The 12,438-nt window shown below is 60.6% G+C and carries 10 protein-coding genes and 1 pseudogene; 4 read left to right on the forward strand and 7 right to left on the reverse strand.

What is annotated here, in order from left to right; genetic code table 11:
- Positions 1-483: 483 nt before the first annotated feature.
- The 3 genes from AAHM38_RS00005 to AAHM38_RS00015 form a co-directional block, all read right to left on the reverse strand.
- Positions 484-1,893 carry a DUF2130 domain-containing protein gene (locus AAHM38_RS00005; protein ID WP_116575122.1) on the reverse strand — a complete coding sequence of 470 codons (1,410 nt, stop codon included), beginning with the start codon at positions 1,891-1,893 and terminating at the stop codon, positions 484-486.
- 2 nt (positions 1,894-1,895) lie between these two features.
- Entirely contained in the window at positions 1,896-3,776 is a 1,881-nt protein-coding gene (locus AAHM38_RS00010; RefSeq protein ID WP_116574888.1) for an ATP-dependent nuclease, read from the reverse strand.
- 479 nt (positions 3,777-4,255) lie between these two features.
- Positions 4,256-5,224: a restriction endonuclease gene (locus tag AAHM38_RS00015; protein WP_116574889.1), complete on the reverse strand. Its 969-nt coding sequence runs from the start codon at positions 5,222-5,224 to the stop codon at positions 4,256-4,258.
- 323 nt (positions 5,225-5,547) lie between these two features.
- On the opposite strand from AAHM38_RS00015, the pseudogene AAHM38_RS00020 reads away from it, so the two are divergent.
- Together AAHM38_RS00020 and AAHM38_RS00025 are read left to right on the forward strand one after the other, a co-directional pair.
- Positions 5,548-5,898: pseudogene (locus AAHM38_RS00020) on the forward strand (metallophosphoesterase family protein); the annotation flags it as partial.
- Between the two features lie 222 nt (positions 5,899-6,120).
- A complete protein-coding gene (locus tag AAHM38_RS00025) occupies positions 6,121-6,969 on the forward strand; it encodes a DUF2242 domain-containing protein (protein WP_116575123.1) in 849 nt (282 codons plus the stop codon).
- A 59-nt stretch (positions 6,970-7,028) separates the two neighbouring features.
- On the opposite strand, the gene AAHM38_RS00030 is transcribed toward AAHM38_RS00025, so the two are convergent.
- Positions 7,029-7,187, reverse strand: coding sequence for a hypothetical protein (locus AAHM38_RS00030; protein ID WP_009240290.1), 159 nt, complete (start codon positions 7,185-7,187; stop codon positions 7,029-7,031).
- Between the two features lie 239 nt (positions 7,188-7,426).
- Between AAHM38_RS00030 and AAHM38_RS00035 the strand changes: the two genes are divergently transcribed.
- Complete coding sequence (locus tag AAHM38_RS00035) at positions 7,427-7,906, forward strand: VOC family protein (RefSeq protein ID WP_116574890.1); 480 nt, start codon at positions 7,427-7,429, stop codon at positions 7,904-7,906.
- Between the two features lie 63 nt (positions 7,907-7,969).
- Here the strand turns inward: AAHM38_RS00035 and AAHM38_RS00040 are convergent, their stop codons facing one another.
- The gene (locus AAHM38_RS00040; protein WP_116574891.1) at positions 7,970-9,277 is read right to left on the reverse strand and encodes a chloride channel protein; all 1,308 of its coding nucleotides are present in this window, start codon (positions 9,275-9,277) and stop codon (positions 7,970-7,972) included.
- Positions 9,278-9,485: 208 nt separating this feature from the next.
- Between AAHM38_RS00040 and AAHM38_RS00045 the strand changes: the two genes are divergently transcribed.
- Positions 9,486-10,055 carry an isochorismatase family cysteine hydrolase gene (locus AAHM38_RS00045; protein WP_116574892.1) on the forward strand — a complete coding sequence of 190 codons (570 nt, stop codon included), beginning with the start codon at positions 9,486-9,488 and terminating at the stop codon, positions 10,053-10,055.
- Between the two features lie 23 nt (positions 10,056-10,078).
- Here the strand turns inward: AAHM38_RS00045 and AAHM38_RS00050 are convergent, their stop codons facing one another.
- Positions 10,079-11,425 (reverse strand): GGDEF domain-containing protein, encoded by a 1,347-nt coding sequence (locus tag AAHM38_RS00050; protein ID WP_009240286.1) that lies wholly within the window; start codon positions 11,423-11,425, stop codon positions 10,079-10,081.
- 240 nt (positions 11,426-11,665) lie between these two features.
- Positions 11,666-12,361, reverse strand: coding sequence for an HD-GYP domain-containing protein (locus AAHM38_RS00055; RefSeq protein WP_116575124.1), 696 nt, complete (start codon positions 12,359-12,361; stop codon positions 11,666-11,668).
- Positions 12,362-12,438: the final 77 nt, after the last annotated feature.

A 12,438-nucleotide genomic window follows, 5' to 3' on the forward strand; every position in this document is an offset into this window, starting at 1 on the left:
CCTTGGCGGCCAAGGCGCCCTGTGCGTACAGGAGATTGTTATCGACGTTCATCGGGCACCTCCGGGCGGAGGCCGCCGCGCGATGCTGGTGAACTGACAGTTTGCGGGGCGATGCCCGCGTGGGATGGGGATGGGTACAGCTTGGGTCGGTTGATCCATTGTCTTGCCCTCTGGTTAAGTGAGGAGCCACCCACCTGGGAGGGTGGGCGGGCACACGACAAGGTCTGCAATACCGATCAACTTACCAAAAACCGGCAGGGCCGAAGCCCTCCCTGCCGGGCCCGCCCATGAGGACGAACGACGGCACGCGAGGGCTATAACGGCACTCACGGGTAAAGTTGAATTCGGGATTGCAGTCCCGGCTGCGGTTGTTGCCGCAGCGGAGGGAGTTTAGCGGGTGGGGTAGTCGGAGAGCAAGTCAGGGAATGACCCGCCGTGCCAAGTTACGCGTGTGAAAGCCAGCGCCAACATAGGCTGTCTGAATCATCCCGCGCCGGAAGAATCTTGGTTCTTGAGTTCAGCGAATTTGGCCGCCATCGTGGGATTGCCACGCGTCAGCTTTTTGATCGTTACATCCTGCGCCTTGTCATTCGCAAGCCGAAGGTTCCGATCTGCGCCGAGCAGCGCCTCCTTCGTCTTCTGCAAGTGGTCGATCGACTTGTCGATCTCATCAATTGCCGTTTGGAAGCGCCGGGACGCCAGATCGTAGTTCTTCGCGAATGCGGTCTTGAATCCCTCCAGCTCAGTTTCAAAGTTGGTAATGTCGATGTTCTGCGCTTTAACGAGCGCCAATTCCGATTTGTACTTAAGTGAATTCATGGCGGCATTCCGCAGCAACGTAATAATGGGAATGAAGAACTGCGGCCGCACGACATACATCTTCGGGTACCGATGAAACACGTCTACGATGCCGGTGTTGTATAGCTCGCTCTCGGGCTCCAACAAAGATACGAGGACCGCATACTCACACCCCTTCTCGACGCGATCTTTGTCGAGCTCTTTCAGAAAATCTTCATTCTTGCTTTTAGTTGCAGTGTGATCATTCTCGTTCTTCATTTCGAACATGATCGAGACGATCTCTGTGCCTGCCTCGTCCGAGTCGCGGAAGATGTAGTCCCCCTTACTGCCGGTCCGCGCGTCGTTGTCCTTCTCGAAATACGCACGCGGAAACGCCGTTGCGCGAAGGCGGTTGAACTCAGTCTCGCAGTGTTGCTCGAGCGTTTCACCAACCATCTTCGTCGACAGACGAGCTTTCATATCTCGCAGACGCTCGATCGCTTCATCGCGATCCTTGATTTGCGTCTCGTATTTGTCCTTGAGTGATTTTTCCGCAAGTTGCTTCTCGAGCTCTGCACGCTCAAGACCACTCCTCAGTTCGTCGCGTTCCTTTTCGACCGTACTGATAGCCTCGGTAATCGCAAGCTTCTGCCTAACCTCGATGGCATTGAGTCTGGCTCGCAATTCTTGAATCTCTGAGTCCTTTGAGGCCGCAGTCTTTTGGAGTTCATTCACGAGCTTCGCCTCAGCTAGCTCAGATGCAGCTTGCCTGTCATGCCTCGCCTGCGCCAGTTCGTTCACAAGAGCATCACGCTCTTTTTCCACAATGCTCAGAGCCTCCGCCACAGCAAGCTGTCGCGCTACCTCACCAGCATCGAGCCTAGCCTTCAACTCTTGAATTTCGGCATCCTTCACTGCGGCAGCCTTCTGCAACTCGCTGGCAACCTTAGTTTCAGCGAGTTCGACGGCGTTCCGCTTGTCACGTTCAGCCAGCTCAAGCCGTTCGTGCAGCTGCCTCTCAAAATCGCTGTCACGAACCTGCTTCAGGATTTCCGCGTATCCGGCCTCATCGATCTTGAAGGCTTTGCCGCAATGGGGGCAGATAATTTCTTGCATGCTCATTTGTCCTTCATCTTCGCCAAAATTTGCTTAAGCATCTCAGGCACCGTCCCCTCCGCTCTGTGTGTGGCTGTTCGGTACGCGATTTGATTCTTCCCGAGCGCAATTCCGGCAGCCGCCTCAACGCTAGCCCAGGCCGCGCCCCATTCCGGCCAACTCTGTGACAGAAACGCTTCGAGGTTGTCTTCAAAAATCGCTACATTGTCTGCAACAACGGCGGATGGGAAATCCTCTTCAGGTAGACCGAAGTACCTCAAAGCTGCACGATTCGCTACAACATGAGATTTTCGCTCTTCAGCGATCTTATCTGCTGCCTTCCCGTTGTCCTTTGCCCGTGCTGCAAACCCGCCATCGGCATCGAATAGGGCATAGACCGGGATACCAATCTCCATCAGGATCGCGTGCGCTAGCGGAACGGAGGTCTTGCTTCCTACCGGGACTATCGAGATGCCAGCGGCCTCGAGCGCCCCGGGAGACATTTTGTCGCCAATGCCGTAGAACACTGCACACTCTGTCGTACCTTCGACAACAAGTGCGCGATTCGCAAAAAGAGCTACCGCAAGCTGATTCGTCACAATGCCATCGAGTTGACGATCAACGGTATTCGCTTTCATCACTCCTTGTAACCGCGCTTTAACACCAGCAACGGTGGCTAGGTGAACGGTGACCACAGGAGCGTCATCGGAAGACCTTGTGAGCCGCCTGACTTGATGAAAATTTCGTGCCTCAAGGAAGTACGGGCTGTGAGTAGCGTAGGTTACCTGGATACGCTTCCCTGCGTCCTCAGCAAGCGCCCGAAGTACCTTCGCAAACGTCTGAGCCTGAATCGGGTGCTGAAAGAGCTCCGGCTCCTCGATCGCTAAGCAGATAACCCCCTCCGCTGATGCCGCACCTGACTGAGCCAACAGTTGGAGCGCCGAAATCAGCAGTGTTCGCTGAAAGCCATGCCCCTGTCGTTCCACAGCAGTTTGATTTTCTCCATCCAGTACTGCCACATTGAACGTTGTACGAGGAGCCTTGAGGTCCACCACTGCCGGTGAAACCTTGACCGCGCGTCCCGGCGAATATGACTTAACGACGTCGTTGAGTTGCTTCGTCAAAGCATCAAGCTTCTCCGTGAACTTCTCTTCGTAGACCTTCTGTTGTTTAGCACGCGACTCTGCGACGATCTCCTCGATCGCCTCATCCGCTGCTGTGCGATCAACCGAACGCTCAAGAATTCGCCCAATGATGCTCGACTTGCCGTCGATCGACTCCTCGCTCGCTCGAAGGTCAGCAGTAACGAGGACGAAATTGAAAAGACCACTCATCTTTCCGCCGCTGTTAAAACCGAAGAAGTTGGTCTGCAACTCATCTGGGGCGTCAACGAGCAGGTTCGTGTGCGCTGATTCCCACGCCACCATCGCCTTCTCTACCGCAGTGCCTGTGCCGGCGGCAGGGAGGTCCAGATCTGGACGTCGTTCTCGGAGTGCAGCGTACTCATTCTTTTTCGCCGTCGCCCCGCTTGCTGCCTTGATTGCGTTGAAATCAGGGAAACTCTTTGCATTGGCTGAAAGCACCTCAAGACCATTCGGTGACCGGCGCTTCCATGCAGTGAACGATGAAACATCATTCGGTGCGTACTTGCCGAGCGCTTCACGATCCTTGGGAGTGAGGTCAGTGAACGTCACCCCCACCTCAATGCCCTCATCAGTTGCCCCGAAGGAACAGTCATCCTGCGTGAGCGCAGCAGGCTTGCCATTGAAGTACCAGTCAAGCGCGTGAAGCACAGTGGATTTTCCGGCACCGTTAGGCCCGATAAACGTTGTTACGGAATCAAAAGGTATCGTCACGTCTTTCAACGTGCGGAAGTTTTTTATTTGAACGGACTCGATTTTCATTACAGACCTTAGTCCTTGGCTTTCTCTACCGAACACTCACTCACCGCGCAAAATAACAACCTGGAGTCATTCGCAAACGATAAATGAAGAGTATTGGTATGCCGTAACAGCGCGAGTTCACAACTGAGCGTAGATGGTTGCCATAGCACTATCGCCACGCCTATAACCGTCCCGCGGCGAAGTGAAGTGACGGTTCGGCACCACAGTCAGATTTTGAATCTTTGCGACCGTCATCAACCGCCAATCTGGTATTGGCGAGTGACGACTCTGGCCCTCAACTTGGTAACACCGCAAGAGCAAGTTTCCTTCGGAGGAGTACCCCACCGCATGAGGTTCTACAATTCGTTGACATCCGTCGTAAACAAACTCGAGCACACGTTTATGCTGAATCGCATCGGCTAGCGTCTGAAGCATGATTTCCCCCCTTGATAGTCGTTTCTTACTAACTGGCCAATAGAGCCAGTCCACGGCAGCAGCACCTAAGTCCTCAACCCCATCTGCAACGTATACCGACACCCCGTCCGGTAATTACTGCACCCCCAAAACGCCCCGCTCTTCCCATTCCGCGCCACCAGCTTCACCCCGCAAGCCGGGCACGACGGCGTCCGGTAATCCCCCTCAAACACCTTCGCCAACAGCGCGGCCTGCTTGTCTTCGGCCAGCGCGCGAATGCGCTCAAGCACCGCCGGCCCGTCCAATAGCTGGATACCGGCAAGCTCTGAAAACTCCTGCACCGGGTTGCCGACATAACCCGACAAAGACCAGAACACGCCCCGCTTGACCTTGTGCGCCAGCATGGAGCCGCCCAGCGCCCGCACCTGCTCCACCTTCACGGGCTTGGACCACGCCTTGCACTGGACTACCGCCACGGGCGCGCTCTGGCCGGCCATGTACAGCGTGGCGTCAATACCGCCGTCCGGGCCGTGCGGCACCGTCTTCACAGCAAACCCCATCTGTTCGTAGTACTGCACGCACAGCAGCTCGAACCGTTTCCACTCGAGCGACTGGATGGCCTCCAGCGTCCAGCTTTGGGGCGTGGCGGGTTCTGACGGCGTGGGGGCTTGCGGGGGCGGGGTGGTGTTGCGAGTGGAGTTAGGCGGGTTGGGTGTGTTGCTGCCCGCTGCGTTGCGGGCGGGCTGGGGCGGTGCCTTGGGCGGGCGGGATCGCCCGGAGGGTTCAGTGCGCGGGGGCCCTAGCCGGGCATCGGCCTGCCGGCTGCGCTCCCGTAGGTAAGACAGCACGGCAAAGAAGCCGAGCAGCAGCGCGGGCATCCAGGCCAGCCCGCGCGCCAGCATCCCGACGCCGCTCAACAGCGGATTGGCGCTAAACGCCGCCGGGAGGATGTTGTGAAAAATCAGGTAACTGGCCGCCGCGCCAATGGCCAGCATCCACCACGGCAGCGCCAACAGCACGTCGCTGGTGGATGCTTGTTTTCTCCTCCGCCCCATTTACCGCCCCCGGCCGAATGCTTTTAGATATTTAGGACTAGGCGCTTTCTCTGATAATCCGATTCAAATCAGGGCGCCGTTTTTTAATGGGAAATAGCATAGGCGATGCATCGGGATTGCGCTGCCCCCGTTGGTGGGGTTTTTGGAGGTTTTTTGGGCGGGGGTTGGATAAAGATCGAAGCCTGGCGTCAGATTTATATTTGGTAAAAATCTGAATTAAAAATTACTCATATGCGAGGCACGAGCGGCGCCGGGTTGCCGGTAAGCGCTGTTGTGCGGCGGCCTTTGACTACACGGCGGTTTGCTCGTACTCCCGCAAAAACTGTCGGGCGCGATGCGGCACCTATTGCGCAGAAGATGCCGGCGCGAAGCTCGTGCTGTGCGGCCACACCCATATGCCACGCGCGATAAAGCTGGTGGATGGCCGCTATATCGTCAACACGGGCAGCGTCGGCCTACAGGCTTACAGCGATGCCTATCCGTTGGCCCACACGATTGAAACCGGCAGCCCGCATGCGCGCTATGCCATCGTGACTGAACACGCAGGTGAGTGGACGGCCGAGTTCCGTGCGGTTGAAAACGCGTGAAACGATGCAGCGGCGATTGCGGAGCAGCGGGGCCGGCAGGATTGGGCGGTTGCGCTGCGCACTGGCAAGGTGGAACCCCAGGGCTAGGCATGCTCAAAGACCTAATGAAACCGTTACCCGCGATGCCAAAGATGTCGCGCGAGCAGAATGGGCGCATATCGCGGGGTGACGTGTCACCCGACAAACTTATAATGACGCCCGGCCACCCGCCCACGCCGCCACCGCCTGCCGCGCACAAAACTTGCGCCGCACCTGCAGTGGCACCGCCGGGCCGCACCATCACCCGGCCAAGCCCTTTTGCCCAACGCCATGCCCTACCGCTTCCGTCCGTTGTCTGTTTTGTGCGCTGCTGCCAGCATCGCTGCCGCTTTGGCTGCGTGCAGCTCTGCACCCACGCCGCTCTATCAGCAGGAGCAGTTTGATGCGGCGGCAAGCCCCTATGCGCGCACCTTCCACGCCAAGTCTGACGCCACGTGCGAGGCGGCGCGCCGGGCGCTGCTGAGTCAGGGCTATGTGTCGAGTTCGCCGCGCGCAGACACGATCGATGGCAGCAAGAATTTCCAGCCGAGCAACGATTCGCACGTGGTGATCTCGTTCCACGTGGTGTGCGCGGAGGCCAATGCGGACGGCACCTCCAGCACGGCCTATGTGAACGCGGTGCAAGACCGCTACACGCTCAAGAAGACGAGCACGTCGGCAAGCGTGGGGTTGAGCATCCTCGGCTCGGTGTCGCTGCCCATCGGCTCGGGGGACGATTCGATGGTGAAGGTGGCCAGCGAGACGATTCCCGCCGGGGTGTTTTACGAGCGCTACTTCAACCTGGTCGACCACTTCCTGAAGATCGACCCCGCCCGCAAAGACCACAAGGTGGCCAAGGCGGCGGAGAAGGAACACGTGGCCCCGCTGCCCGAACCCGCGCCTACGCCGCAAGGCGAGCCCATGAAGATGACGACGCCCGTGGTGCCTACGCCGGCCGCGCCGCCTGTGCCGGTGGCGGCTCCGGCTTCGGCTCCGGCTGCTGCACCGGCACCGAAGGCGCCTGCTGAGGCTGCGCCGGCATCGGCGCCTGCGGTGACTACGCCAACGGCACCCGCAGCGGCGCCTAGCCCGGCACCTGCGTCTGAACCCGCCAGTTCGACGACGGGTGGGGCGAGCTGAGAGGCTCTACCAAAAGAACAAAGCCGCCTTTGGGGCGGCTTTTTTGTTGGGGCGTCGCATTAGACGTCGTCTGGCATCTGCAGGGTTTCGGGGCTCGAATTTACCTCCACCGGCTCAGGCTTACCCGCCTTGAGTTTTGGGAGAGTCGCCTTGCCTTCGCGTTCTGCGGCAAGCGCATCCATTCCTTCTTTCAGTTCAGCAAACAGGTCTCGTTTCATGGGCACGCACTATACGTTCATTGCCTAGAGTTCCAAATGCGTAAATTCTGTTTTGGCGGCATCCATTGAACACTCAACGCGGGCGTCAAACCTACGAGAATCAGTACCGTCGCAAGCGTAGGAATGTGAGAGAGTGCAAGCCACGGCAGTGGCAAAGGCATCCACGTCACATCACGGGCGCGCAAGCTGTGGACCGCCTCCACCTCACATGCCGGCGCCCGCCCGGTGAGGAGACACGCATGGTCAGCAAAAACACAATCTGTCTGTGGTACGACCGCGATGCGCTGGACGCGGCCAACTTCTACGCCCAGACTTTCCCAGACAGCAAAGTCACCGCCGTCCACCGCGCGCCGGGCAACTACCCCGCCGGCCAGGAGGGCGACGTGCTGACGGTGGAGTTCACCGTGGCGGGCATTCCGTGCCTGGGGCTGAACGGCGGCCCGCAGTTCAAGCACAGCGAGGCGTTCTCATTCCAGATTGCCACCGACGACCAGGCCGAGACCGATCGGCTGTGGAACGCCATCGTCAGCAACGGCGGGCAGGAAAGCGCCTGCGGCTGGTGCAAGGACAAGTGGGGCCTGTCGTGGCAGATCACGCCGCGCGCGCTCACTGCGGCCTATACCGATCCGGACCGCGCAGCGGCCAAGCGCGCCTTCGACGCGATGATGACGATGCGCAAGATCGACATCGCGGCGATTGAGGCGGCGCGGCGGGGGTGACGTTGCCGGGGGTTGAAACCGGAGCAGCGACGCTGCACGCGGCGCTGTTCCGGCCTGGGTTTTCTACGCCGCCGGGCGCGACACCAACCCACGAAACCGATGCGCAAGCGTGTGATAGAACGACGGCGTCAGCGCCTTCGATACCTGGCTCGACAGCAACGCCACAGCCATGAGCGGCAAGACCATCTCGTGGCCGTCGATCATCTCCATCACGATCACAAACGACGTGATGGGCGACTGCGTGACCGCCGCCAGGTAGCCGACCATGCAGAGCGCGGCAAGACTGGGCAGCGGGATCGCCGATGTCACGAGCGACATGATGTTGCCAAGCCCCGCACCAATGGCCAGCGACGGCGCGAAGATGCCGCCCGGAATGCCGGACAGGTACGACGCGATCAGCGCGCAGAACTTGAGCACCGCGTAGAACGGGGAGAGCGCCTGATGGGTCTCCAGCAGGCCCCGCGCTTCTGCATAACCGCTGCCGAACGTGATGCCGCCTGACACAAGGCCAATCAGAGCAATGGCGACTCCGCACAGAAAGGCGAACCACACCGGTTGCGCTTGCCGGAGGTCAACCAGCCGCGCAGGCATCCAGCGGGGTATGTTGAGCAGCAGCCAGCAGAACACGCCGCCCGCCACACCGCAGATGGCGCTGGCGGCAATCACCACAGGCACCAGCGCCAGATGGAATTGCCCAATGGCCTGGATGCGCCCGAAGTACAGATAGTTGCCCTGCAAGCCCAAAGCGACTACGCCGGAAAAAATGATGGCCGTGATGAGCGTGCCGCTGTTGCGGGCAACAAAGCTGCGCGTCAGTTCTTCAATGGCGAACACGACGCCCGCCAGTGGCGTGTTGAACGCGGCGGCAAGCCCGGCCGCTGCCCCTGCAAGCGTGAGTTGCCGTTCGATGTGCTTGCTGCTTCGACGATAGCCCCGGCGCATGGCGTACATGAGCGATGCGCCGATCTGCACCGTGGGCCCCTCACGGCCAATCGTAAAGCCGCAGAGGATGCCCAGGAACGAGACGACGATCTTGCCGAACATGATGCGCAGGGAGAGCAGCGAACTGGAGAGCCGCCCATCCTCCAGCGTCGCGATCACCTGCGGAATGCCACTGCCCTCGGCACCGCGAAAGAACTGGCGCGTCAGCCAGATGGCCAGTGCCGCCCCCACCGGCGTGATGACGATCGGCAGCCAGAGCGCGTGCGACACCATGTTCCGGAAAAGCTCGAAGCCAACATCGATCAGCTTGGCGTAGGCGACGGACACGAGACCCACGAGAACGGCACCGAGCCAGAAGATGCCGTAGTTCGCCCAGAGTCTCCTGGCCCGACGCGCCGATCGATCTGCGATGTGGAGAGGCGGAAACATGGTGCTAGGGATGTGGGGGTCGGGGAAGCGGAGATTATAGGACCGGGCGCAAGGCGGCTTCGTGGTGCGCCTTGATGGCGCGCAGCGTGATCCGGCGTGGCTAACCTTGCGCTGCCGGCCCGCAACGGAAGGCGTGGTCGACTGTGGCCAATCCACACAGGTGCCCGTGATAGAGTCGACCGCCCCCCATCCGTCATCGCGTAGCCCTATGTCGACATTCGCGCTTGTCCCCAAGCAAACGGCGTTGTTGGTCATGCACTACCAGACCGACATCATGGCGTTGTTTCCATCGGTCGCGCCTGCGCTGCTCTCCAACACCCGCGCGCTGTGCGATGCCGCGCGAGCCAAGGGCGTCAGCGTCTACTTTGCGAAGTTCCACTTCAGCCCCGGCTATCCTGAAGTCAGCCCGTTGAACAAGAACGGGCAAGGCGTGAAGCAACTGGGCCTGTTCGTTGAAGACCGCATCTCGCCGGAACTCGGCCGGCAACCCGATGAGTCGATCATCATCGCCCACCGCGCCAGCGTGTTCTACGGCACGGACCTGCAGGTGCGGTTATCCGCCAAGGGCATCGATACCTTGATCATGGTGGGCGTTGCATCAACCGGCGTGATGCTGTCTTCCATTGCGCATGCAAGCGATGCGGACTACCGCCTGTCCACCGTGAAGGACTGCTGCTACGACCCGGACCCGATCGTGCACGAGCATCTTTTTGCGACGGCATTTGAGTCGCGCACGACGGTGCTGTCGCTGGCAGATGCGTTGTCGCTGCTGGAGTAAACACAGCAGGCCTTCGGCGAGCCTCAGGCGCTGACCACCTTGTTCTTGCCCGCGCGCTTGGCCTGATACATGGCGCGGTCGGCGCGCTGGATGGCTGCCATGGGCGGTTCGTCCTTGCCGACTTCCGCCACGCCGGCAGAGAAGGTGATAAACAGCCGCGTATCGCCCGCCACAAAGAAGCGCTGCGTGAGCGCCCGCTGCAGGCGGACGATGGTCTGCACGCCCTCTTCCAGCGACGTGTCCGGCATCAGGATCACGAATTCTTCGCCGCCAAAGCGGGCGAGCGTGTCTTGCGGGCGCATCGATTCGCGGGCCACCTGGGCCAGGTGCGACAGCGCATCGTCACCAAAGCTGTGGCCGTGCGTATCGTTGATCGACTTGAAGTCGTCGATGTCCAGGAACGCGATGCAGAGTGCCGTGTTCTGGCGGGCCGCGCGGGCAACTTCGCGCTCCAGCGCCTCTTCCAGACCCTTGCGGTTGAGCGCGCCCGTCAGCAGATCGTGACGCGCCGACGCCGATGCCATGTCGAGCGCCTTGCGCAGTTGCGCCACCTCGGCGGCGGCCTCTTCGGCCTTGACCTTCATCGCCGACAGCACGTCGCGGTTGCGGGCCGACTCCAGCGACATCCAGCGGGTGGCCGACAGCGCATCCTGAATGGCCGGTGCAATCTCGGCGATGCTGTTGGCCGATTCAATCTTTTTGGCGCAGGCTTCCATCTGGCGGTGATGCTCGCCCGAGGTTTCTGCGGCAACGGACAGGCGCTCCATGAAGGCGGCCAGCAGCCGCTTCATTTCTTCCTGGGCTTCGATCGACTTCGACTTCAGCGAGCTTTGCTTCTGGATCACCTCCATGAGGCGGCGCCGCAGATCGTCCAGCCGGCGCAGGCTGACGGGGGCCTCGCTGGCCTTCATCAGGGCTTCGATCTGGCCGCGCAGCCAACGGTCGTCCAACGACAGCTCGGCGATGTTCTCGAACACCAGTTGCAGCAGGCTCAGCAACGCCCGGCGGATCTCGCCCTGATCTTCCGCCGCCAGTGACAACCGGTGGTTGAACGTGGAGAGCTTGCTGTTCAAGCTGCCAAGGCCTTCGAATTCGGACCGGCAGGCCCGGATCAGCGCCCAGGCCGCGGGGCCGATGCTGGCATCGTCTTCACCGAGCACTGGCAGACAGCATTCGACCGTGCGCGCAAGCTGCTCGCGCAACTCACGCACGAGCGCCATCCGCTCGGCATCCTGGGGGTCTGCGTCGGGCTTGTTGCCGGCGATTTCGTAAAAGATCGAGGCGAAGTTGTCTGGCGTGGGCGCCAACCTGCGTGAGGCCAGCAGCTTGAGGGCGTGCCGGGCGGTCTCCGAGGGATTGTTTTCTATCATTCCGAACTACAGGGTGGCGAGCAGGGTTGGAACGCGATTTTCCACGGTTCCGGCCCAAGCGAAAAGCCGTCCAAAGAGTTATGTCGCCTTGCGCTGCACGAGTGGATTCCGCCAAATTCGGTGTCGCGGCAAGCATCCGCGCGAAGAGTGCGGCCCCGTCTGGAATGATTGCCACGGACGGCGTTTCGTCGCCCCGAGCATGCGCTGTCAGCAACTATGCGCTGCGCCGCGCGCTGCTTCTCAAAGCGTTTGGATATACCTCAGGAATGCCGGCGATTGGTCTCGAGCTCCATAGAACCGGATGACGCCCGACACGTCGCCGTACTGCTGCACCAGGCTTTCTGCAGCAGCACGAGCGCGCCGAACCCCCAGCACGTTCTTCAGGAAGCATTCCACCAGCGTGGGGTCAAAGTACCGGCCACTCTGGTCTGCCACCGCACCGACCGCGTCATCCTCCGACATCCCCTCGCGGTAAACGCCCGGCTCCAGCATGGCGTCAAACGCATCGGCAACGGCCACGATGCGCGCGGCAAGCGGGACGTCTTCACCGGCAAGGCCAGCCGGGTATCCGCTGCCGTCGAAATGTTCGTGATGATGGCGCGCAACGCTCGCTGCCATTTGCAACAGCGAATCGGCCGTCCCGCCAAGCAGCTCGGCGCCGATGTTCGAGTGCCGCTGCATGATCTCGTGCTCTGCGTCGGTCAGGGCGGCGGGCTTGAGCAGGACGTCATCCGGAATGCCCAGCTTGCCGATGTCGTGCACGGGCGCCACAAGATAGATGTGCCGCTGTTCCGCGTCGTCCAGCTCCAAAAGGTTTGCCAGATACGCCGCAACAGCGGCCGTCCGGACGAGATGGCCCAGGGCAGACGGATAGCGCGACCCGCCGGCAAGCGTGAGGCTGGCGAGAATGATGTGGGGGCGGCTTTGTTGTGCCATGGTGTTGACCTTCTTGGTCGCGCGCCTGTCGGCACGCAATGAGGCTCGATGGAGGATTGCACGATAGTCATCGCGCC

This window comes from Ralstonia sp. OTU4908, from assembly GCF_038440115.1.
Classification (GTDB): Bacteria; Pseudomonadota; Gammaproteobacteria; order Burkholderiales; family Burkholderiaceae; genus Ralstonia; species Ralstonia pickettii.

Coding starts and splice junctions, on each gene's coding strand:
- AAHM38_RS00030 (WP_009240290.1), bottom strand. CDS start 7,187: ATGAAACGAGACCTGTTTGCTGAACTGAAAGAAGGAATGGATGCGCTT.
- AAHM38_RS00015 (WP_116574889.1), bottom strand. CDS start 5,224: ATGGGGCGGAGGAGAAAACAAGCATCCACCAGCGACGTGCTGTTGGCG.
- AAHM38_RS00025 (WP_116575123.1), top strand. CDS start 6,121: ATGCCCTACCGCTTCCGTCCGTTGTCTGTTTTGTGCGCTGCTGCCAGC.
- AAHM38_RS00055 (WP_116575124.1), bottom strand. CDS start 12,361: ATGGCACAACAAAGCCGCCCCCACATCATTCTCGCCAGCCTCACGCTT.
- AAHM38_RS00050 (WP_009240286.1), bottom strand. CDS start 11,425: ATGATAGAAAACAATCCCTCGGAGACCGCCCGGCACGCCCTCAAGCTG.
- AAHM38_RS00010 (WP_116574888.1), bottom strand. CDS start 3,776: ATGAAAATCGAGTCCGTTCAAATAAAAAACTTCCGCACGTTGAAAGAC.
- AAHM38_RS00035 (WP_116574890.1), top strand. CDS start 7,427: ATGGTCAGCAAAAACACAATCTGTCTGTGGTACGACCGCGATGCGCTG.
- AAHM38_RS00045 (WP_116574892.1), top strand. CDS start 9,486: ATGTCGACATTCGCGCTTGTCCCCAAGCAAACGGCGTTGTTGGTCATG.
- AAHM38_RS00040 (WP_116574891.1), bottom strand. CDS start 9,277: ATGTTTCCGCCTCTCCACATCGCAGATCGATCGGCGCGTCGGGCCAGG.
- AAHM38_RS00005 (WP_116575122.1), bottom strand. CDS start 1,893: ATGCAAGAAATTATCTGCCCCCATTGCGGCAAAGCCTTCAAGATCGAT.